The organism is Actinoplanes sp. NPDC023801, from assembly GCF_040639655.1.
Taxonomy (GTDB): domain Bacteria; phylum Actinomycetota; class Actinomycetes; order Mycobacteriales; family Micromonosporaceae; genus Actinoplanes.
On record NZ_JBFAAI010000048.1, the window covers coordinates 20,310 to 42,647 of the forward strand.

At 68.7% G+C, this 22,338-nt stretch carries 17 protein-coding genes, 1 tRNA gene and 1 pseudogene; 10 read left to right on the top strand and 9 right to left on the bottom strand.

All coding sequences use genetic code 11. The features are described 5' to 3' along the window. Positions 1 to 239: 239 nt before the first annotated feature. From AB0G04_RS42550 to AB0G04_RS42570, 5 genes are all read left to right on the top strand, one after another. Entirely contained in the window at positions 240 to 1,145 is a 906-nt protein-coding gene (locus AB0G04_RS42550) for a hypothetical protein (protein WP_360995912.1), read from the top strand. A 16-nt stretch (positions 1,146 to 1,161) separates the two neighbouring features. Next, positions 1,162 to 2,091 carry a DNA methyltransferase gene (locus tag AB0G04_RS42555; protein WP_360995952.1) on the top strand — a complete coding sequence of 310 codons (930 nt, stop codon included), beginning with the start codon at positions 1,162 to 1,164 and terminating at the stop codon, positions 2,089 to 2,091. After that, on the top strand, positions 2,088 to 2,981 hold the full coding sequence (locus AB0G04_RS42560; protein ID WP_360995915.1) for a hypothetical protein: 894 nt from the start codon (positions 2,088 to 2,090) through the stop codon (positions 2,979 to 2,981). Before AB0G04_RS42555 ends, AB0G04_RS42560 begins: the two co-directional genes overlap by 4 nt. 376 nt (positions 2,982 to 3,357) lie before the next feature. Continuing rightward, positions 3,358 to 3,642: a helix-turn-helix domain-containing protein gene (locus AB0G04_RS42565; RefSeq protein ID WP_360995918.1), complete on the top strand. Its 285-nt coding sequence runs from the start codon at positions 3,358 to 3,360 to the stop codon at positions 3,640 to 3,642. Positions 3,643 to 3,736: 94 nt separating this feature from the next. Then, a complete protein-coding gene (locus AB0G04_RS42570) occupies positions 3,737 to 5,200 on the top strand; it encodes a tyrosine-type recombinase/integrase (RefSeq protein ID WP_360995920.1) in 1,464 nt (487 codons plus the stop codon). Between the two features lie 93 nt (positions 5,201 to 5,293). Here AB0G04_RS42570 and AB0G04_RS42575 read toward each other — a convergent pair. The 7 genes and pseudogenes from AB0G04_RS42575 to AB0G04_RS42605 all read right to left on the bottom strand — a co-directional run. Next, a tRNA-Lys gene (locus AB0G04_RS42575) sits at positions 5,294 to 5,368 on the bottom strand. Positions 5,369 to 5,974: 606 nt separating this feature from the next. Further along, positions 5,975 to 6,826 carry a sugar phosphate isomerase/epimerase family protein gene (locus AB0G04_RS42580; protein ID WP_360995922.1) on the bottom strand — a complete coding sequence of 284 codons (852 nt, stop codon included), beginning with the start codon at positions 6,824 to 6,826 and terminating at the stop codon, positions 5,975 to 5,977. A 4-nt stretch (positions 6,827 to 6,830) separates the two neighbouring features. Beyond that, a complete protein-coding gene (locus AB0G04_RS42585) occupies positions 6,831 to 7,991 on the bottom strand; it encodes a substrate-binding domain-containing protein (RefSeq protein ID WP_360995924.1) in 1,161 nt (386 codons plus the stop codon). 30 nt (positions 7,992 to 8,021) lie between these two features. After that, positions 8,022 to 8,993, bottom strand: a complete 972-nt coding sequence (locus tag AB0G04_RS42590; protein ID WP_360995927.1) for an ABC transporter permease — start codon at positions 8,991 to 8,993, stop codon at positions 8,022 to 8,024. A gap of 2 nt (positions 8,994 to 8,995) precedes the next feature. Further along, on the bottom strand, positions 8,996 to 9,970 hold the full coding sequence (locus AB0G04_RS42595; protein WP_360995930.1) for an ABC transporter permease: 975 nt from the start codon (positions 9,968 to 9,970) through the stop codon (positions 8,996 to 8,998). Further along, entirely contained in the window at positions 9,967 to 10,965 is a 999-nt protein-coding gene (locus AB0G04_RS42600) for a sugar ABC transporter ATP-binding protein (protein WP_360995955.1), read from the bottom strand. The genes AB0G04_RS42595 and AB0G04_RS42600 overlap by 4 nt, the downstream gene beginning before the upstream one ends. A gap of 42 nt (positions 10,966 to 11,007) precedes the next feature. Next, positions 11,008 to 11,334 (bottom strand): annotated as a pseudogene (locus AB0G04_RS42605) (ATP-binding cassette domain-containing protein); the annotation flags it as partial. Between the two features lie 462 nt (positions 11,335 to 11,796). Here AB0G04_RS42605 and AB0G04_RS42610 point away from each other — a divergent pair. From AB0G04_RS42610 to AB0G04_RS42620, 3 genes are all read left to right on the top strand, one after another. Further along, positions 11,797 to 15,333: a ThuA domain-containing protein gene (locus AB0G04_RS42610; RefSeq protein WP_360995932.1), complete on the top strand. Its 3,537-nt coding sequence runs from the start codon at positions 11,797 to 11,799 to the stop codon at positions 15,331 to 15,333. A 151-nt stretch (positions 15,334 to 15,484) separates the two neighbouring features. Beyond that, positions 15,485 to 16,093 carry a hypothetical protein gene (locus tag AB0G04_RS42615; protein WP_360995935.1) on the top strand — a complete coding sequence of 203 codons (609 nt, stop codon included), beginning with the start codon at positions 15,485 to 15,487 and terminating at the stop codon, positions 16,091 to 16,093. A gap of 21 nt (positions 16,094 to 16,114) precedes the next feature. Next, positions 16,115 to 16,720 (top strand): hypothetical protein, encoded by a 606-nt coding sequence (locus AB0G04_RS42620; RefSeq protein WP_360995937.1) that lies wholly within the window; start codon positions 16,115 to 16,117, stop codon positions 16,718 to 16,720. A 71-nt stretch (positions 16,721 to 16,791) separates the two neighbouring features. Here AB0G04_RS42620 and AB0G04_RS42625 read toward each other — a convergent pair whose 3' ends face one another. Together AB0G04_RS42625 and AB0G04_RS42630 are read right to left on the bottom strand one after the other, a co-directional pair. Continuing rightward, positions 16,792 to 17,892 carry a calcium-binding protein gene (locus AB0G04_RS42625; protein ID WP_360995939.1) on the bottom strand — a complete coding sequence of 367 codons (1,101 nt, stop codon included), beginning with the start codon at positions 17,890 to 17,892 and terminating at the stop codon, positions 16,792 to 16,794. 187 nt (positions 17,893 to 18,079) lie between these two features. Continuing rightward, a complete protein-coding gene (locus AB0G04_RS42630; RefSeq protein ID WP_360995941.1) occupies positions 18,080 to 18,628 on the bottom strand; it encodes an RNA polymerase sigma factor in 549 nt (182 codons plus the stop codon). Between the two features lie 42 nt (positions 18,629 to 18,670). On the opposite strand from AB0G04_RS42630, the gene AB0G04_RS42635 reads away from it, so the two are divergent. Then, a complete protein-coding gene (locus AB0G04_RS42635; protein ID WP_360995943.1) occupies positions 18,671 to 20,002 on the top strand; it encodes a serine/threonine-protein kinase in 1,332 nt (443 codons plus the stop codon). A gap of 115 nt (positions 20,003 to 20,117) precedes the next feature. Beyond that, on the top strand, positions 20,118 to 21,329 hold the full coding sequence (locus AB0G04_RS42640; RefSeq protein ID WP_360995946.1) for a phytase: 1,212 nt from the start codon (positions 20,118 to 20,120) through the stop codon (positions 21,327 to 21,329). The last annotated feature ends 1,009 nt before the right edge of the window (positions 21,330 to 22,338 follow it).

Consider the following 22,338-nt stretch of genomic DNA (forward strand, 5'->3'; position numbering starts at 1 on the left):
TCGTCGGCCTGTAGGTGCAGGACGGCTCCAGTAGCGGCTGGCGGGTCAGGGTCTTCCCCGTATCTGACAGCGGGCGGACGTTGTGGGGTGTAAGCGGACGGGGCCACGTAGTTGGCCTGGGGCCGAGTGCGTCAGATCCGTGTCAGATCGCCGTCAGGTGGGCGAGTGTTCGCCAGAGCGCACAAAGCCTGTTTTGAGGGTGTCAGCGCATCACGGCGCGGCGCGGAGCCCACGACTTCATGAGCGACACGTCGCAGCATCACACCGACCCGTCCGCCTTCATCGACCCGGCCGCTCTCCAGGCGGCCACGACTGACCTGATTGCCGGCGACCCGCTGGTACCGATCACGGTCTGGCGCACCGCCCGTACCGAGGCCGACGCCGGCCGTAGCATCGGCGCCCGCCTCGCGGCCCGGCTTATCGCCGCCTACTCCCGCCCGGGGGAGGTAGTCATCGACCTCACCGACGGCCATGCTCTCACCGAGGCGTGTGCAACCGGCCAGCGTCGGCACCACCCGGGCTGGTTCACCGACGCCGCCAGCCTGATCATCGGCCCAGTCAACCCGGAACACCGCGCCGGCCCGGCACCGCAGGTGACTGACACGGGCAACGCCGAGGACGATGTGCCGGAGCTGAGTGCCTGGTTCGGTGACGACCTCACTGACCGCGTACTGCAGCCGGTCGGCGCTGCGGACGCCGAAGTCCCGGCTGACGGTTCTCTGCACGGGGTGACCGGTCTGGTGGTGGCCCGCTGGCCTCTCGACGCCACCGGCAAGGCCGCCAACCGGGTCCGCCTCGCCTGGCTGCTGACCGCCTGCGCGCAGCTGCTGCGCCCGGGTGGCTGCCTGATCCTTGTCGTAGCCGTCGCGCCGGGTGTTCCACCTGTGCCGGAGGACTTCTCCGGTGTCGTGCAGGCCGCCGCCGGCGTCGGCGTGGGGTATCTGCAGCACATCGTTGCGGTCGCGGCCGACACCGACGGCGACGCATTCGTCTATCACGTCACCGACGAGGAACTGCTCGCTCTGGCCGACACCAGTCGCTGGCAGGCCGCGCACCTACGGGTGAACGCTGATCTGCTTGTGTTCAGCCAGGTCAACCCGCCGTCGGCACGCGGCGAGCGCCGAGGTGGTGGTCGCCGTGGCTGAGTCGCGTCAGATCGCTATCGGGCAGGCCGGCGGCGCCGATCAGCAGTCGGGGCGGCACCGCGGGTACGACGGTCGGCATCGCAGCGTCGGACCGGATGGCCTGTCGGTGTGGGCGACTGCCCAGTCGACCGGGCCGGTGCAGCGTAAGGGCCGGTACGTGGCCGAGTCGGTCAGGCATCCCGCGCGGATGCTGCCGGCGATCGCCGCGCATGCCATCGCCCACTACACCAAGCCCGGCGATCTGGTGCTCGATCCGATGTGCGGGATCGGCACCACCCTGGTCGAGGCCGTACACGCCGGCCGCGACGCGTTCGGCGTCGAGTACGAGTCCCGCTGGTCCGACATCGCCGACGCCAACATCAGACACGCCCACGCTCAGGGCGCGACCGGTCGGGCCGCGGTGATCCGCGGCGACTCGACCGGGATCCTGTCGCTGGTCCCGGCCGTCCTGACCGGTCAGGTGGCGCTGGTGGTCACCAGTCCGCCGTACGGGCCGACCGTGCACGGCCTGGTCGAGCCCGGCGAAGGTGGCGTCCGCAAGTCCGACAACACCTACAACGACGGCACTGACAAGGGAAACCTCGCCTACCGCGACCTGACCGGTCTGGCCGACGGGTTCGCGCAGGTCCTAGCCGGATGCCGGATGCTGCTGCGCCCTGGCGGGGTGGTCGTGGTGACCGCCCGGCCGTGGCGCAAACACGGGCAGCTCGTCGACCTACCGTCCGCGGTCATCGGCGCAGGAGTACGAGCCGGGCTCGTCCCGGTGGATCGGTGTGTGGCCCTGCTCGCGGCAGTCCGTGACGACACGCTGGTCGCCCGGCCCAGCTTCTTCCAGTTGCAGGCGGTCCGTAAGGCACGCCGGGCCGGCACGCCGATGCACCTGATCGCACACGAGGACGTCCTGGTGTTCCAGACGCCGCCGAACGAGGGCAGGGTGGGTACATGACCCACCCCGTCGCCCGGTTCCTCTCCCTCGGCGCCGGCATCCAGAGCTCGGCTCTGCTACTGCTCGCCGTCCAGGGAAGAATCCCGACGTTCGACGCGGCGATCTTCTCCGACACGGGATGGGAGCCGGCAACGGTCTACACGCATCTACGGCGATTGGAACGGCTCGCCTCCGCGGCCGGGATACCGGTAGTGCGGGTCTGCTCCGGCAACATCCGCGACGACGCCCTCGACCCGCAGCACCGTTTCGCGTCCATGCCGCTGTTCACGCTCGGTCCGAACGGCGAGGAGGGCATGGCTCGCCGTCAATGCACATCCGAGTACAAAATCCGTCCCATCAAGGCCGAGGTGCGTCGGCGGCTCGGTCATCCGCACCCGATGCGCGTGCCGACCGGCGTCTACGCGCAGATGGCTATAGGCATCTCGGTCGATGAGGTGCACCGGGCGCGAGACGCGGACGTCGCTTATATGCGTAACACCTTCCCGCTGCTGGATCTCCAGTGGCGGCGCGAGGACTGCTCCGCCTTCTTGACCGAGCACGGGCTGGCAGATACCCCACGGTCGGCCTGTCTTGGATGCCCATTCCACACAGATCTTGAATGGGCTCGGCTTCGCGCGGAGGACCCGACGGGGTGGGCGGACGCGGTCGCGTTCGACGCCGCGATCCGCCACGGATCGGCGCGGGCGACCGTCGACGGGCATCCGCTCCGAGGGCAGTTCTTCCTGCACCGGCAGCGAGTGCCGCTCGACCAGGTGATGCTGCGACCTCGCGCTGTCGACCAGCAGGACACGCCGGGCTGCGGGCCATGGAGTTGCCCACACCCCGCCGAACAGGCACCCGATGGCCCCTCAGACACGGCTACGGACCAAGATCCGGACTACGGGAGGTGACCTGACCGGACTGCCGCACCCACCCCGCCGACTCCGGTCGGTCGCTCCGCACCCGAGGAGGTGGACTCGACCTCGCCGGCGAAGCGGCCCTCGAGTCGCCTCTACTGATACGCCTAACGCGACCGGCACGCCCAGAACGGCCTCGCCTCCTCCGAGGTCGGGCGTCGTCAACCTCGCGGACTCGGCCAACGCAGTCGCCTGATAACAAGCGGTACTGCGCTGCGAATATCGCCATGTTTCCGCTGGTAGAACCCTGACACCGTCGGCTCGTCGATCACCGGGCCGACGCCCGCACCCCGGTTCTCCGTTCAGGTTCATCGTGCCCGGCCGCCGAGGCGGCCGGGCACGACCGTCAGAAGGAGCCATCGACCCTATCGTGAAGCAACCCTCTTCTTCGGCACGTCCGCGCACCGCACTGTCCGCGGCGGCCGGCTGGTCGCCCGCAGGCATCCGCGCGCTCGGCCCGGTCACCGACGTACCCACCGCCGCCGCGATCTTCGGCATAGGCCGGTCCACCGCCTACGTCCTTCTCAAGATCGGCGAGTTCCCGATACCGGTGATACAGATCGGTTCCCGCTACCGGGTGCCCGTCGCGGCGATCCTCGCCGCCCTGCACCTACCCGTCGAATCCGACGAAGAACTACCGCCACCACCGACTTGATCAATGCCCGCGGTCGAGCGTGGATCGAGCACATGCAATCCGCAGCATCCCGCACCGGGGCTGCACCGACACGAACGCGCTGGAGGACCCACACATGGCGGAGGGTTCCGTCTTCAAACATTGCTCCTGCAAGAGCGCTGACGGACGGCGGCTCGGATCACGCTGCCCGAAGCTACGGCGCCCCAGCGGTGCATGGCATCCCACCCACGGCCGCTGGGCCTACCAGCTCGAACTACCCACAACGACCGATGGACGCCGACGCACGCTGCGCCGATACACGTTCGACACCCGCGACATCGCCGCCAAGGAACGCGACGACGCACTCAACCTGCTCGGCCTGGCCGCGGGCAACAAAGACCTGGCGATCGAGATCGGAGACTTGCTCCACCAGCTCAAACCCACCGAGCCCCTACCCGACCGGAACATGATCGCCCGCCGCGTCAAGGCCGGCATTCCCGCCACCACCGCCGTCCTACTCGGCGACTACCTCACCGAATGGCTCACCGGCCGCAGTATCGAGGCCAGCACGAAACGCTCCTACGACGGCCACATCCGCAACCACCTCGAACCGCACCTCGGCCACATTCCTATCGAGAAGCTACGCGTCGGCCACATCAAAGCCATGTTCAACGCCATCGCCGACCGCAACATCGCGATCGAAGCCGCGCGGGGCAGCGACGACCCCGACATTCGCGCATCCGTACGGCGGCAACGCACCACCGGCGCTGCGACGATGCACCGCATCCGGGGCACCTTGCGCAAGGCCCTCAACGACGCGATCCGCACCCACCGACTGATCGAGTTCAACCCGGCCGCCCACGTCGAACTACCCTCCGGCAAGCGCCCCAAGGCGCGTGTCTGGACCACGGCAGCCGTCAAGTACTGGCAGGCGACCGGTAAGCGGCCCAGCCCGGTGATGGTGTGGACCCCGCAGCAGGCGGGTCAGTTCCTCGACTACGCCGAAGACCACGACATCGTGCTCTACCCCCTGTACGCGCTGATGCTGTACCGAGGCCTCCGCCGTGGCGAAGCGATCGGTCTCCGCGATCTCGACCTCGACCTAGACGTCGGAGCTGCAGTCATCAGCCAGCAGATAACGACCGTCGGCTACCGGCCGGTCACCAAGAAGGTGAAGACCGATGCCGGGGACCGCACAATCACCCTCGACCAGGTCACGGTTGCCATCACCCGCTCGCACCTTGCGCGCCGCGCGACGTGGCAGCTGGTCAGCGGACCGGCGTGGCCCCGCACCGGCCTGATCTTCGTGCAACCCGACGGCACGGCATGGCACCCCGACACCGTCACTAAGCGTTTCGACGACCTCATCGAGAAGGCCGGACTACCCCCGATCCGGCTACACGACCTTCGGCACTGCGCCGCGACTTTCCTCAAAGCCTCCGGCGCCGACCTACAAGACATCAAGGAGATGCTCGGCCACTCCACCATCACCATCACGTCCGACACTTACACGTCGGTGATCCAGGAACTGGAGACAGAACGCGCCAAGGCGGAAGCCTCCGCCGCGCTGGTACCACGAACTCAACGCCGAGCCGGCTAGAACTGCACCCTAAGGTTGCTCCGCTGACTGCCCCACAGGAGCAACCTTAGGGTCTAAGTTAACGTGGATTCTTACGTTTTCCCAGCTCAAGCATGGTGGGCCGCCAGGGACTCGAACCCTGAACCTAAGGATTAAAAGTCCTCAGCTCTGCCATTGAGCTAGCAGCCCGCAGCCAACAGAGTACCGGCGTACGACCTTGAAGCCCATCGGGATACCCCGAACCACGTGTTCCTGCAGCTCAGGAGTCATTCGAGCGTGTCCCGGGCAGAGACTGAACCCGTGGTCTGTGAGCGTCTGGTGCACTGGTACAGCCATGAAGCGAGCGACCACGGAGCAACCTTGGAGCGACCGCGTGCCCGCCTGCTCAACGTGCACGCCTCCCGATACCTCATGGTGCTCCCCGCGCCGACCAACCTGCCCAGACAGAGTCGAGCAACCGGACCATCGCCTACCACCGTGGTCGGCGACAGAGGGTGTGGAAGCCGCTCGACCCCGTCAACAACAGAATCAAGATGCGTGTGCTGGTGGACCGAGGGCAGGTCGAGAGGCATTCGGCAACGACGGACGGCTGTCGTACACCGAGAACGCCGACTTCGACTCGGCGGCCGACAGTCTGGGCATCGCCACCTTCGCAGCCGGCGGCAGCGTCAGGTTGCTGTCACTGACGCTGCACCGTCTCGACAAACGCTAGGCCCCGGCCGGAGGGTCCGGTGAGATCCGTTGGGTCGGCGGAAGCAAATGCGTCGACATGGACTCCACGTGGCGCGGCGCGGATCACCGCAGCAACCGTCGTAGGTGACCCAGTCCGTCGAGAGCCAGCTGATCCTGTGAGCGGGCCAGCGGGCGCCAGATCGACGCGGCGGTCGCGATCGTGTCGTTGTCGCTGGTGAAGGACTCGATGCAGACCGCGCCGGGGTAGCCGGTGCCGTCGAGGACGGCGAAGAAGCGTGGCCAGTCGAAGTGGTCCGCTCCGGGAGCGCCGCGGTCGGTGCCGCTGACCTGGACGTGTTTGATATGTGGTCCGGCGACGGCCAGGGCGGCGTACGGGTTCGCCTCCTCGATGTTGAGATGGTAGGTGTCGATCATCAGGCCGACCACGGACGGCAGCCCCGTGATCATCTCCAGGGTCTGTTCCACCGTGTTGACGACGCTGGTCTCGTAGCGGTTGAGCGGCTCCACGCCGATCGACACTCCCCGTTCGCCGGCGTGGTCGGCGACCGGGACGATCGCCCGGCGGAAGTCCGCGTAACAGGCCGTGCGCTCCGCGGCGGTCATTCGCCATGTCCGGCCGACTGACGCGTAGACCGGTCCGCCGACGCAGGGTGCGCCGACCGCGGCGGCGCTGTCGATGCAGCCTTTCAGGTAGGCGACGGTCTCCTCGGCGACGGCCGCGGTGGTGGTGACGAGGTCCCGGCCGGGGGGCGTGACCGCGCAGACGGCGGCCGCGGTGAGGCCGTGTGCCGCCAGCAGGTCGCGGGTGCGGGTGGGGTCCCAGTCGCCGGGTTGTTCGACGGGCAGCTCGATCGCGTCGAAGCCGAACGCGGCGATCTGCGGGATGAGTACGGCCAGGGCCCGGTCGTCGACCGGCGACGACCACACCCAGGGGTTGACACCGACGGCGCGCACGGGGTCACTGCCAGCGCTGCGGGTAGCCGGGCAGGCCGGTGCAGCCGCACATCGCGTAGTGCAGCGGTGGCATGTCCGGGTCGAGGTAGTCGTCGAGGTTCTGCTGGGTGACGGTCGGTTGCGGCAGCTTCCACGGGTTGGCGACCGCCTGGCCGTCGAGGATGCGCAGGGCGGCGATGATCGGGGTGCGCCACTGATAGGTCGGGTAGGTGGGCGCGATGGCCGTGAGTTGCTGGGTTTTCCAGATTCGCAGGAAGTCGAGCTGGTCCTCACCGTTGATCGGGGGTACGGGCTTGCCCGCGTCCTGGAAGGCTTCGACCGCCGCGACGGCGACCGCGCCGGCGTCCATCCAAATGCCGTCGATCGTGCCGTACCGCTGGAGGTAGTCGTCCACGATCTTCTTCGTCTTCGCCGGGTCGCCGTCGGTGAACTCGACGCCCACCACGTCGATCTTCGCCTTGTCGAAGACCAGTTTCGCTGCCGACCATCGGGTCTCCAGCACGTCGACACCCGGGAGGATGCGCAACGCGAGCACCTTGCCACCGGGTTTCATCTTCTGCGCGACGAACTCCGCCCCGACGTGGCCGAAGCCGTATCCGCCGATCGGGTTGATGTACGTCACGGGGCATGTCGTGTCGACGCCGCGGTCGAAGACGATGACGGGGATTCTGGTGCGGCAGGCCGCCTCAACCGCCGGGGTCAGGGTGGCGGTGGTGTTGGGCGAGACGATGAGCGCGTCGCAGTCCTTGCCGAGCAGGTCGTTGATGTCGGCGATCTGCTTCTGGTCCTTGCCCTCGGCGTCGACGTGCACGAATTCGGAGATCTGGTCACGGTGTGTCTCGACCTCGGCTTGCATGGTCTTGAATCCGACCTGCCGCCAGGGGTTGTTCAGTCCCGCGTTCGAGAAGCAGATCTTGTGGGGTCCCGCCTTCCGGAAGGAGGCGGTGTCCACCGTGCTCGGGTTGAGTGCCTGCTCCCAGGGTTTGTCCGCCGGGCCGGTCGCGGTGGCCGCGAGCATCGCGAGTTCGGCTTCGTAGTCGGCTTGCACGAAGAACTTCGACTGTTCCCCGGTGCCCGTGCCGGCCGTGGACGGACCGCCGGATGGCCCGGTCACCGGCTCGTCGGTGGAGCATCCCGCGAGGGTGAGCACGATGGCAGCGGCCATCATTGCCATGGGACGACGCACGCTGTTCCCCTATCTGGACGGTGAGCGCGTTGCCATGACGGCAACGGCGAGCAGGATGATGGCGCCCTGTACGGCCGGCCGGACCGTGCCGGAGACACCGAAGAAGTTCATGAGGGCGAACAGCAGTTCGAGCGTCAGAGCGCCGAGCATCCCGCCGGCGACGGACCCGCGCCCGCCGCCCAGGGCGACGCCGCCGAGCACCACCGCGGTGATGGCGGAGAATTCCAGGCCGCTGCCCGCCTGGAACGACACACCGCTGTATCCGCCGAGCAGGATCGCTGCCACTGCGGCCGCGACGGCGCTCAGGACGAACGCGATCGTGCGGGATCGGCCGACGTGTACCCCGCTGAGTTCGGCGGCGCGGGGGTTGTCGCCGACGGCGATCAGGGTGTGCCCGAAGTCGGAACGCATCAGGATCACGGCGAGGACGGCAAGGACGAGTACGACGAGCAGCGCGTACGGCACCCGGCCGAGGACCGGGACGTCCTCGACGGCGCGTCGTCCGAGTAGCCGGAACTGTTCGGAGAGCGCGCCTTTCGGGGAGCCGTCGGACCAGAGGTACACGGCTCCGACGAGGATCAGCAGCATGCCCAGGGTGGTGATGAACGACGGCACTCGCAGCCACGTCGTGATCAGGCCGTTGACCAGTCCCACGAGGGCCGCGGAGACGAGGACGAGCGCGGCGACCGGCCAGGTGCGGTCGGGGTCGCCGTCGATGAGGCGGGCGGCGAGCACCACTTCGGCGGTGACCAGGGAGCCGACCGACAGGTCGAACTCGCCGGAGACGATGACGAAGTACTGTCCCGCGGCGAGCAGGATGATCGGGGCCGAGCGGCCGAGGAAGGACATCAGCGATGCCGGGGCGAGGAAGCCGGGTTGCCGGATCGCCGTGAGGATCAGCAGCACGCCGAGGATGGCGAGGATCGGCAGTGGGCTTCCAGAGCGAATTCGTGGCAGGCGGCGCGTCAGTGTGTCGTTCATGGTCAGGACCGGCCGTTCCGGGTTCGGCGGCGGGCGTAGACGGCGACCGCGGCGATGATGATCACGCCTCGGACGACCTGTTTGGCGAAGGCGTCTAGCTGGAGCTGGTTGAAGACGGCGTCGATGCTGGCGAGAAGGAGCACGCCGCCGACCGTGCCGATGACGCTGCCGCGTCCACCGGCGAGTGCGGTGCCGCCGATCACTACGGCGGCGATGGATTCCAGGTCGTAGATGCCTTCGGTGCCCACTCTGGGGCCGCCGGAGCCGAGTCGTGCGGCGAGGTAGACGCCGGCGAGTCCCGCGCACAGCGAGCAGAGGATGTGGGCGGTGACGAGGACGCGGTTGTTGCGGACGCCGGACAGCCGTGCGACCTCCGGATCACCGCCGACCGCGAGTAGGTGGTGGCCGAATCGGGTACGGCGGAGTGTCAGCCAGGCTGCCGCGGCGACGGCGATCAGGAGCAGGAAGGACATCGGCACCGGCCCGGCGCGCTGATAGCCGAGGGTCTGCACCAGCGCGGGTGAGGTGGCGCCGGCCGGGCCGTCGTAGCCGCTGTCCAGGTAGCCCTTGAGCAGCAATCCGACGCCGAGGGTCGCGATGAACGCGTCGATGCGGGTCCGCGCGATCAGCAGGCCGTTGAGGAGTCCGACGCCGGCGCTGACGGTCAGCGCCAGCACGATTCCCGGCAGCAGGGCGGTGTCGCTGCCGTTCATGGTCTCGGCGGCGACGAGGGTGCTGAGGCTGACCACGTAGGCCACCGACAGGTCCAGGGAGCCGCCGAGGATCACGAGGGTCTGGCCGATGGCGACGAGTCCCAGGCCGGCGGCGACGTGCAGCAGGCTCACGACTGTCGCCTGGGTGAACAGTGCGCCGCCGCGCAGTACGACGATCAGCCAGCCGATCGTGAGGGTGAGGGCCAGGGCCAGGTACACGCCGGGTACGGTCCGTCGCGCTGCGAGCAGTGGCAGGGAACTCATGGCGCCGTCACCGCGCCCATCGCGGTGGCGACGACATCGGCCTCGGGCGCGCCGGCGGGCAGTTCGCCGACGATGCGGCCGTCGCGCATGACGATGATCCGGTCGCTCATCCCGAGCAGTTCCGGCAGGTCGGACGAGATCATCAGGACTGCGGCGCCGTCGTGTGCGATTCTGCGGACGATGTCGTGGATGGCTGCTTTCGCGCCGACGTCGATGCCGCGGGTCGGCTCGTCGAAGATGATGACGCGCGGGTCGAGCGCGAGCCACCTGGCGAGGACGACCTTCTGCTGGTTGCCGCCGGACAGGTAGCGGATCTCCTGGTCGATGCCGGTGCTTCGCAGGTCGACCGCGTCGAGCACCTTGCGTGCCCGTGTGGCCCGGGCGGCGCGGCCGGTCCAGGGGCCGCCGAGGGCGCGGCCGGCGAGCAACGCGTTGTCGAGCACCGGCTGGCGGGCGATGATGCCCTCGCCCTTGCGGTCCTCGCTGACGTAGGCGATGCCGGCGCGTATCGCGGCGCGCGGCGAGTTCGGCCGGATCGGCGTGTCGTCCAGTTCGATCTCTCCGGTGGTGAACGGCGTGACGCCGAACAGGGCGCGTGCGAGCGCGGATCGTCCCGAGCCCTGCAGGCCGCCGACGCCGACGACCTCGCCGGCGCGTAGCCGCAGGTTGATGTCGCTGAGCTTGTGATTGCCGGCGCCGCGGACGGTGAGCCGGACCGGGCCCGGGTGGCCGAGGGCGGCGCGGTCGGGGTAGTAGCCGGTCAGGTCGCGGCCGACCATGTGCCGTACCAGCTGGGCCGGGGTGGTCTGCGCGGTCGGTGTCGTCGTCACGTTCCGGCCGTCCTTGAGGACGGTGATGCGGTCGGCGAGTTCGAAGACCTCGGCGAGGCGGTGCGAGACGTAGAGCACGCCGATCCCCTGGCGCCGCAGTCGTCGTACGAGGGTGTGGAGGATGTCGGCCTCGTGGTCGGCGAGCGCTGCGGTGGGCTCGTCCATGATGAGCAGCCGGGCGTCGAGGGCCAGGGCCTTGGCGATCTCGACGACCTGGCGCTGAGCGATTCCGAGCCGGACGACCGGGGCGTCGGCGGGGAGCGATCCCGCTCCGATCAGGGTGAGCAGCGCCGAGGTGCGGGCGAGCATCTCGTGCCGGTCGATCAGGCCCCGGCGCACCGGTTCGTGGCCCAGGTGGACGTTCTGCGCGATGGTGCGCTCCGGCAGCAGTGTGAGTTCTTGGTGGATCATGGCGATCCCGGCGTGCCTCGCCTCTCGTGGGCTGCGGAATTGTCGTGCTTCACCGGCGAACCGGATGAGGCCGTCGTCCGGCGCGTATCCGCCGGAGATGATCTTCATGAGGGTCGACTTGCCGGCACCGTTCTCCCCGACGACGGCATGGACCTCGCCGGGCGCGACGTCGAGGTCGACGGGTCGAGGACACGTACGCCAAGGAAGGACTTGGTGACGTTCCGGAGCGCGAGCAACGGCTCGCGCTTACTTTCAGTAGTCATGGGCGGATTCATGGCGTTGAGTGCAGCGGCCCTCAGCGCCCACCGTGGGCAATCCTTGACAGGCACGAAACATCACACGTATGAAGATAGATGTTCTCCGATGCTGAAGCAATAACACCAAGAACTCTTGATCAGGGACCTGCGGAGCTCGGCAGGCGAAGTCCCCAACGCCGTCATACCGAGGTACGGCGGCCCAAAGGCATCGAAGTACAGGAACAGGAGAGCAATCCCCCCGGCGCTCCACGCCGCAGAGAACGGCGCAGCGGTGCACTACGCTGCGCTACCTCAACGTGGAGCCGGCAGCCATCCCCAGGAGAGACGTATGCGCCGCTCAACACTGACCATCGGGGTGATCGCGGGCATACTGCTCTCGCTCGCCGCCGTCGCCCCGGCATCGGCCGCCCCGGCCTTCCGCGCCCTGCTCTTCACCAAGACCGCGGGTTACCGCCACGACTCGATTCCCGCCGGTATCTCGATGTTCCAGCAGCAGGCGGCGGCCGAGAATTTCGAGTTGGTGCACAGCGAGGACGCCGGCGTCTTCACTCCCGCCAACCTCGCCACCTTCGACGTGCTCATCATGTTCCAGACCTCGGGCATGGTGTGGACGTCGGCCGCCCAGCGGCAGGCCGTCGAGGGTTTCCTCGCCTCCGGCAAGGGCATCGTGGCCGTCCACAACGCCACGGACATGGGCATCGAGGGCGAGTACCCGTGGTGGGACCAGACGATCAACGCCGGTGCCCACATGCCGGAACACTCCCCCGGAGTTCTGCAGGGCACCGCCATCGTCGCGGACAAGAAGCACCCGTCGACGGCGAGCCTGCCGGACCGCTGGATCCGCAGCGAGGAGTGGTACAACTTCGACCGCAATCCCCGCGGTGACGTGCACGTGCTCGTGACCGCTGACGAGCGGACGTACAACCCGGGTTCTCGCGCGATGGGGCCCGATCACCCGATCTCCTGGTGCCGTAACGCCGCCGGTGGACGGGTGTGGGCCACGGGAATGGGTCATTCCGCCGCGTCCTACAGCGAGACCAACTTCCGCGACCACGTCCTGGGCGGGGTGAAGTGGGCCGCCGGAAACCAGCCGGGCGAGTGCGGCGGGACCGTGTGGAGCAACTTCCAGAAACGCACGCTGGACGACGACACCGTCGACCCGATGGCGCTGGCCGCCCTGCCGGACGGCCGGGTCATGTACGTCCAGCGGGGCGGACAGGTGAAGATCTTCAAACCCGCGTCCAACTCCACCGTCACGGCGGGCACTCTCAGCGTCTACACCGGGGGCGAGGACGGCCTCACCGGACTGGCCCTCGACCCGGACTTCGCCACCAACGGGAACGTCTACCTCTACCACTCCCCCGCGAGCAGCGCGACGGACGTCAACCGGGTCTCCCGCTTCACCCTCACCGGCGACACGCTGAACGTCTCCGGCGGCGTCACCGTCATCGACATCCCGGCGTACCGCGACCGGACCTTCCCCGAACCGGGACACACCGGCGGGTACATGGAGTTCGGACCGGACGGCAACCTCTACATCGGCACCGGCGACGACACCCCGCCGAACCTGGACCCCAACTGGCAGGGATACGCCCCACTGGACTGGCGCAACGGCAAGGCCAACCTCGACGCGGCCCGCACCGCCGGCAACACCAACGACCTGCGCGGCAAACTGCTGCGCATCCGGCCGCAGGCCGGGGGCGGCTACACCGTACCCGCGGGGAACCTCTATCCGGCGGGGACGGCGCAGACCCGGCCGGAGATCTACGCGATGGGTTTCCGCAACCCGTTCCGGTTCTCCATCGATCCGGCGAACGGCTGGGTCTACCTCGCCGACTACGGGCCCGATCGTAACCCGCCGACCACCAACCGCGGGCCGGAAGGTCTCGTCGAACTCAACGTCATCAAGGCACCGGGCAATTACGGCTGGCCGTTCTGCCACGGCAACAACCAGCCGTACGCTCCCTTCAACCCCGACACCGGCGTGGTCGGCGCCAAGTTCAACTGCTCCTCGCCGGTGAACAACTCCCCCAACAACACCGGGCTGACCAGCCTGCGACCGGTCGTCGCGCCGAACATGTGGTACGGGTACGGCAACTCGCCGACCTTCCCGGAGCTCGGCTCGGGAGGCTCCGCGCCGATGGGCGGACCGGTCTACCGATACGACGCGGCCAACCCATCCGACACGAAGTTCCCGGCCTACTACGACGGGGTCCACTTCTTCTACGAATGGTCGCGCAACTACATCAAGGAGGTGCACTTCGACGCGAACACCGCGGTGACCCGCACCAACCCGTTCCTGCCGGGCGGACGGTTCAACAAGCCGATGGACATGGAGTTCGGCCGCGACGGGTCGCTCTACCTGCTGGAGTGGGGCACCAACTTCGGCGGCGGCAACAGCGACTCCGGCCTCTACCGCATCGACTACATCCAGGGCGGACAGTCACCGCTGGCCAGGGCCTCCGCAACGCCGACCAGCGGCACGGCGCCGCTGACCGTCCAGTTCAGCAGCGCCGGCACGACCGACCCCGATCCCGGCAGCACCCTGCGCTATCAGTGGACCTTCGGCGACGGCGCGACCTCGACGGCGGCGAACCCGAGCCACGTCTACACCAGCAACGGCAACTACACCGCCCAGCTGAAGGTCACCGACGAGTCGGGCAAGTCCGGCTTCGCCAACATCGCCATCACGGTCGGCAACACCGCCCCGGTCGTCACCATCACCACCCCGCCCAGCGGCGGCATGGTCGACTTCGGCGACCGGGTCGCCTACACGGTCAGCGTGACCGACCCGGGCGGCGCCGCGATCGACTGTACGAAGGTTTTCGTCAACCCCGCCCTCGGGCACGACGACCACGCGCACGAGACGAGCGAATATCCGGGCTGCTCCGGCACGATACTCACCGAGCTGCTGGGCGGGCACCCGGACGGCGCCAACCTCTTCTACGTCCTCAACGCCCGATACACCGACAACGGCGGTTCGGGCGGTGCGGCGCCGCTGACCGGCCGGGCCCAGGCCATCCTGCAGCCCAAGCACAAACAGAGCGAGTACTACTCGAGCCAGTCCGGAACCCGGGTCGTCGAGCAGACCGGCGCGGAGAGCGGCAAACGGATCGGAGACATCTCCGCCGGCGACTGGGTGTCGTTCACCCCGATGAGCCTGTCCGGCATCTCGTCGGTCAGCTACCGGGTGTCGTCACCGTCGGGTGGCGGGTCGATCGAGCTGCGCAGCGGCTCCCCGACCGGCACCCTGCTGGCCACCACGACGGTGCCGAACACCGGGGGCTGGAACAACTACCAGTCCACGGCTCCGGTGAGCGTTGCCGGAACGGCCGGATCCCCGACGATCTACATGGTGTTCCGGGGTAGCGGGTTCGACCTGGACTCGCACACCTTCGGCGGGGCCGGTGTCGGCGTGCCGAATTCCACCGGCGTGGCCGGGAAGACCTGGACGCTCACCGCCCAGCACAGCGGCAAACTGATGGACGTGAACGCCGCCTCCACCGCCGACGGCGCCCAGATCAACCAGTGGGCACCGACCGGCGGCGCCAATCAGAGGTGGCAGGCGGTCGACGCCGGCGGTGGTGCCGTCACCCTGCGGGCCGGGCACAGCGGCAAGTGCGCGGAGGTGGCCGGCGGTTCCTCGGCTGCGGGCGCGTTCCTGCAACAGGCGACGTGTAGCAGCAGCACGCAGCAGAGGTTCACCGCCACGCCGACCGGCACGTCCGGTGTGTACACCCTGCGCAGTGCGGTCAGTGGCCTCTGCGTGGATGTCAACGGGGCCGCGACCAGCGACGGGGCGCGGATCCTGCAATGGACCTGTCAAGGCTCGCCGAACCAGCAATGGCGGTTCAGCCAGGTGTGACAGGCGGCGGACGGGCGGTTCCAGCCAAGGGCTCCTGGACCCGCCCGTCGGCTTCGGTCGTTATTCAGCCGTTACCGAACTTCGCGAACCCGGTCCCTGCTGGACGCATCGCACGGGAGGACAGCACCTCGAATCCGAAAGAGGCAACACGATGCGACGCACGATGGCGATTCTTGGCGCGTTCCTCGGCATGGCACTGCTCAGCGGCTACGGCACGGCCGCCCGTGCCGAGTCAGCGGCGACATCGACGGCAGCCGGTTCCAGCACGGTGATCCCGGCGGCGGCCGGTTCCGGCACAATGACCTCGGGGGCGGCGTCCACGCCGAAGAAGGGCAAGAAGCTGGTGCTGGGGCCGAACGGGCTGGGCGCCCTGAAGCTGGGCATGACCCGCCGCCAGGCTGAGAAGACCAAGCTGGTGAAGAAGCGCGCGGTGGAGGTCCGCAACAACGTCTGCAACGCCGACTACCGGATCAGGACCGCGAAGACCGACGCCCCGGTCTTCCTCTCGCGGAAGCTCGGCATCGCTTCGATCACCGCCTATCCGGGGGTGGCCACGCCGCAGGGCATCAAGCTCGGCAGCCCGGCCAAGGCGGTCAAGAAGGCATACCCGGGCTGGCGCAGTGTCACCGACACCGGCCTGAAGGGCCGGGGCCTGGTCAAGGTGCCCGGCAACCGCAAGGCCTACTACAACATCACGATCTCCCGCGGCAAGGTCACCAGCCTTCAGCTCGAGCTGCGTAACCAGAACTGCTACGAGTAGGAGGCGGCCGCACAGGGAGGCATGATGCGATCACGCGGTACGGGCGGCACGATGATGCGGCGAACCGTTCTGATGCTCACGGCGGCGGCAACCTTGGCGCCGGCCACCGGATGCGGCGCTGCGCCGGAGCGGGTGGGCGGCGCCGCCGAACCGGTCGGCGGTATCCGACCCACCGGAACCGTCGCCACGTCGACCGCCGCCACGGCGCGCCGGACGCTGGGACCGGCCGGTGTGGGTGCCCTCAAGCTCGGCATGAACAGGGCCGAGGCGGACGCGACGCAGCTGGCGGACTGGACCGGGGAGCGGCACGACAGCGGCTGCAACCCCGAATACCGGTTGACGTACGGCGGCCCGGACGCCGTCGTGTGGCTGTCCACAGATCTGGGCATCGCGTCGATCACTGCCTATCCGGGGCTGGCCACGCCGCAGGGCATCGAGCTCGGCAGCTCGACCGAGGCGGTCCAGGCGGCTTACCCGGACTGGCGCAACTTCACCGGGCCCGGGCCGGAGGGGCGCGGGCACGCCGCGGTGCCCGGCAACAGCAACGCCGTCTACAACATCACGGTCGACAACGGCGAGGTCGTCGCGCTGCAGCTCGAACTGCGCGCCCAGGACTGCTACGAGTGACCGCCGGCGCCGCAGCGGATCGCCAAGTCGGCCGGCTTCGCACGGGAGCCGGCCATCGACAGGTCGGCGGCTCAGCTGCCACTGGTCACGTATTCGCAGCCCACCGTCTGGTCGTTTGGCCACCGCAGGCAGGAGTCGCCGCCGGTGCCGTTGGCGCCGCCGTCGAGCAGGTCCTTGGTGCGGTTCGTGTTCCAGTCCTCGCCGGTCAGCCAGTCGTCGCCGGCTCCGCCGTACATCTTGTCAGTGCCCGGGCCGCCGTACAGGATGTCGTCGCCGCCGAGACCGTAGATGGTGTCGTTGCCGCCGACGCCCTCGAGCATGTTGGGGCCGGCGCTGCCGACGATCCGGTCGTTGCCGAACCCGCCGACGAGGTTCTCGATGTCGGTGGCGAGGTTGTCGCCCTCGCCCTTGCGACCGTCGTCGGCGACCCCGTCGGCGTCCAGGCTGACCGCCGAGTCGTAGCTGTAGTGCACGGTGTCGGAACCGGCACCGCCGAAGATGCGGTCGGCGTCGGCCACACTCGCCGGGTACTGGTTCATCGAGATCCGGTCTGCGCCGGCGTCTCCGTAGTACACGTCCTTGCCGCCGCCGCCGAAGATCTCGTCGTCGCCGTTGCCGCCTCGGACGAGGTCGCGGCCGTGGGTGTCCTCGATCCAGTCGGCGCCGTCACCGCCGTACAGCTTGTCGTTCTGCGGCGAACCGTAGATCCGGTCGTTGCCGCCGAGGCCCCAGATCTGGTCCCCGCCGAGGTCGCCATACAGGATGTCGCCGCGCGTACCGCCGGTGATCTTGTCGCTGCCGGTGCCGCCGATCGCCGTCATGGCCAGGCCTGTGCTGTTGACGATCGTGTCGTTGCGGTCGTACGTGCGAACGTGCACCCGGGTCGGCGCGGTCTTCAGGCTGCACCGCACCTTGGTCTTGTCGCCCTTGACCGCCTTGCAGCCCGTCCCGGCCTTGATCGCGACCCGGTCGTCGACCGTGATCGTGTTGCCGGAGCGGGAGAGCAGCACCCGGTTCTGGTGGCCGCTCCCGGCCTTGTACTGCACCTTGGTGCCGCCGTAGACGGAGACGACCCCGGTCCCGGCGGCCTGGGCGGGTGACGCCACCACGCCGACGGCGCCCATGACGAGCACTGCCATACCGGCGCGGGTCAGCCAGGTGGATCGTGACACGTGGAAGCTCCTACTTGGTGAAGGTCCGGGTGGTCGCCGCCAAGGCCGCGCATTGAAGTACGTCACATTGATCAGCGCATGGTCCGGCCCGTGCAGCCTATGCGAGCAGACGGTCCTTCTGATCAGCCGAACGGATGAACCGGTCCCGATTCGTCGCTACGCTTGCGGACCGACGCGGGCCGCCTGGTCACATTCCTGCGAGCAGGTACTCCCGGACATGACCGCGCGCCTGGTGGATACGGGATTTCACGGTGCCCTCCGGGATGCCCAGCTGCACGGCGATCTCCTTGTAGTCGAGCTGGCAGATGTCGCGCAGAACCATCGGCGCGACCAGGTCGGCCTTGGTCGTCTCCAGCTTCTCCAGTGCGTCGAGCAGGTCGAGCCGGGATCCGGCGATGACACTCGTCGTACGGGCGTCGGGCACATCGACCGGCATCTCCGCGTAGCCGCGCTCGGCAGCCCGTCGCTTGAGGGTCCGGTACGTCTGACGCGACCCGTTGGCGATGATCACGTGCAGCCAGGTGCTGAACTTCGATCGTCCCTCGAATCCACCGATGTTCCTGGCCACCTGCATCAGCACGTCCTGGCACGCCTCCTCGGCGTCCTGGTAGCAGGGCAGGAACCGCGCGCACCGGCGCAGCACTCCGGGCCGGATGCCGGCCAGCAGTGTCTCCAGTGCACCGTGGTCACCACCGGCCGCTTTCCGGGCCAGTTCTTCCTGTTCCTCGTCCCGCACGTTGTCCCCCGTTCTCGATCCAACGACGTTGATAATACGAACGTGCGGGTACCTTCCATGATCGGCCGATATCGAATCACCGAGCGCCTCGGATCAGGCGCGTTCGCCACCGTCTGGCTTGCCGAGGACGATGTGCTGGAGTCGCAGGTCGCCATCAAGGTGCTGGCCGAGAACTGGTCGCATCACCCGGATGTGCGGGCCCGGTTCGAGCAGGAGGCCCAGGTACTGCGCCGGGCCGACTCGGAGCGGCTCGTGCGCGTGCACGACTTCGGCGAACTGCCGGACGGCCGCCCCTACCAGGTGATGACGTACGCGGCCGGCGGCTCGCTGGCCGACCGGCTGGAACAGGGACCGATGGCGGTTCGTACGGCGTTGCGGACCGCGGCGGACATCGCGCACGCCGTGACGGTCCTGCACGACTCCGGGGTGCTGCACCGTGATCTGAAACCGTCGAACATCCTCTTCGACACGGTGCGCGGCACGGAACGCGTACTGGTGGCCGACCTTGGTCTGGCGAAGTCGATCGCGCAGGCGTCAGGGTTCACAGTGGTCGCCGGCACGCCCGGCTACATGGCGCCGGAACAGAGCCTGCCCGGTGGCGGCCTGGACGTCCGCGCCGACGTGCACGCGATCGGCGCGATGACGTACCAGATGCTGACCGGGCAGGCACCTCAGCCGGGACGTCCGAACGGCCGGTCCGCGCCGTCGAAACTGCGTCCCGGCATTCCGCGTCAGGTGGACCGGGTGGTGATGCGGGCACTGGACGCTGACCGGAACCGTCGCTGGCCGTCGCCGGCCGCGTTCGCCTCGGCGCTGGAGTCCTCGGTCAGCCAGGGCCGGGTGATGCGGTCGCTGCGGCATGTGACGGGCACGCTGCTGGCCCTGGTCCTGCTGGCCCTCACGGCGGGCGCGACAGTTCCCGGTGGAACTCCGAAGGGCTGGATGCGGGTGGCCGACACCGGCCGCACGTTCTCGGTGTCGGTGCCCGGCGAGTGGGCCCGCCAGTTGCGTGACTCCGGCTGGAACGCCTCGTCGCTCGGTCTGCCGTCCGGCACCGAGCCCGGCCTGCAGATCGGTGCCGACCTGCGGGACCTCGCCGGCCCGGCCCTGTTCGCCGGCTCGAGCCGCTGGCTGGTGCCGGGCGTGCCGGTGACGTGGCCGTCACATCCGGGTTGCCGACGGCAGCTGGACCGTGAGATCCGGGCCGCGGGCCTGAGCGGCCAGGCCCGCCGCTGCGCCACGGCCACCGTTTCGTACACCGACGTACTCTTGACCGGAATTGGGCACGAGGGCGTTTACATGCAGATTCGGCAGCCGGTCGGCACCGACCACACCGACACGGTGCTCCGGACGCTGCGGCTGGATCAGTCGTAGTGCTGCTGTGATCTTCGGTCGTCATGCTGGTCGTCCGAGCGGATGGATAACGGGGTATTCGGTGTTCAACAACCAGTCACCCCCCGGTCAGGTGGATCGGGAATCGTCACCGGTCATGCAACGGACTACCGGCATCGCCGCGCTCGTCGCCCTGACCACTCTCGCGGCCGGCATCCCGGCCTATGCGGCCGAGCGCCCGCTCCGGGAGATCAGAGCCACCGTCGAGACCCCGAGCCTCTTCGACGACGAGGCCGGCGGTGACGCCGACGCCGACGACCCCGCGATCTGGATCAACCCCGCCGACAAGGGCGGGAGCCTGGTCATCGGCACCGCCAAGAACGGCGGCCTGCGCGTCTACGACCTGAAGGGCCGCGAGGTCCAGTCGATCGCGACGCCCGAGGGTGGCCGCTTCAACAACGTCGACATCCTGACCGGCTTCAAGTTCGGCAAGAAGAAGGTCGACGTCGCCGTCGTCACCGACCGGGGCCTGGACAAGCTCCGCATCTACCGGATCGAGGCGAACGGACTCACCGACATCACGTCGGCCGACGCGCCGCTGCTGTTTTCGAAGGACCAGGCCGAGGTCGAGGAGCAGGCCACGGGTTACGGGGTAGCCGTCTACGACCGCTATGCGGTGGTCAGCCGCCGGCACAGCACCCGCCTCGGCATCTTCCGGCTCGAGGAGAAGAACGGCAAGGTCACCTACCGCACCACGGACACGCTCGACCTGCCTCGCGAGTTCCGCCTGCCGAACGGTGAGATCTGGACCCCGTGCCTCGAGCCCGGCGAGGACCCGCAGGTCGAGGGCATGGTCGTGGACACTGAGGCGGGCGTGCTCTACGCCGCCCAGGAGGACGTCGCTCTGTGGCGCATCAACCTGGCCGGCGGCACGTTCAGCAGCATCCCGCGGGTAGTCGAGCGCGTCCGCGAGTTCGGGCAGCCGGCCACCTACGACCCGGAGACGGAGGAGTGCACCGTCGACTACGTCAACGACTTCGGCGGCCGCATCACCGCCGACGTCGAGGGCGCCACCATCTACCCGACCGGCAAGCGCAGCGGCTACCTGATCGTTTCCAGCCAGGGCGACAGCCGTTTCTTCGTCTACGACCGCCGCACCAACCGGCCGCTGAACATCTTCTCGGTCACCGACGGCCGCAACGCCGACGGCGTCGAGCACTCCGACGGCGCCGCCGTCACCGCGGTGGCCCTTCCCGGCTACCCGAAGGGCCTGCTGGTCCTCCACGACGGCGAGAACACCCCCGACGACGGCCGCACCAGCACCAACTTCAAGTTTGTCGACTGGCGCTCCCTCGGGCTCCCGTCCTAGTCAGGCCAGTCAACCCCGCCGATGCGAATGGCCGGGAACTCCGTCATCTCACGGAGTTCCCGGCCATTTTCCGGTACGCGCCACAACCACCCGACCGCACCATTCCCGGTACCCGGCTTCGCCGCTGACGCCCGACCCCGTGATCGCCCCCGTGACGACACAGGCTCACCGGCAACGGCGCCCGGCGGCGGCTACTCGTAGCAGCCGTCATCCGTCGACTGGAGAGTGGAACCGGCGACCCTGTCGTCTCCGATCATGATCCGGTACCCGGCCCGACGGTTCCCCCGGCACTGACGCGAGGCGCCGCCCATCCAACGGGTCCGGGTCGCTGACTTCCCGGTGATCAGCCCGGCAGCCAGTGCCTCCTTGACCGACATGCCCGGGCGCAGCTCGCCCACACCGTCCGGCCCCAGAGTCAAGCTCCTGCCGGAACCGCCGGTCCTGGTGCTGGAGCCGTTGTCCTGGGAAGTCGCAGAGCTCTTGTCCGGAACCGCACCCACGGCAGAGGGGCTGCCTCCGGGCACACCAGCTGCACTCGACGTGCCAGTCGCGGCGGGGCCTGCACGGCACCGGCCGCTGCGGCCGCTCCGTCCAGTCGGTGAGGCTGGCTGTCGCATCCGGTCAGAATTGCCACACCGGCCATCGCAGCCACCTCAACCGCAAAACCTTACGCCGCATCGCCATTTCCTCTTCCGTGACACCGTCCGCGCCGCCCGCGTCCCGTCACTACATGCGATGCGCTCGCCGGCCCGTTGGTTCTGGCCGATCGGTAACGGACAGGTAACGTCGAGTCCAGTCGCGCTCCAGCCCAGGCCGGCCTGATCCCGGCCTGGCTCGAGCTCGACTGACCTGAGCCCGGCCCGGCCCGGCCCGCCCCCGCACAGATCCGGGACATCGCTCTGCGCGAGCCCGGAAATGCAGAAAGGCCCACCCGGTCACCCGGGTGGGCCTTTCGTAACGTTGAGTCCGGCGGCGTCCTACTCTCCCACACCCTCCCGAGTGCAGTACC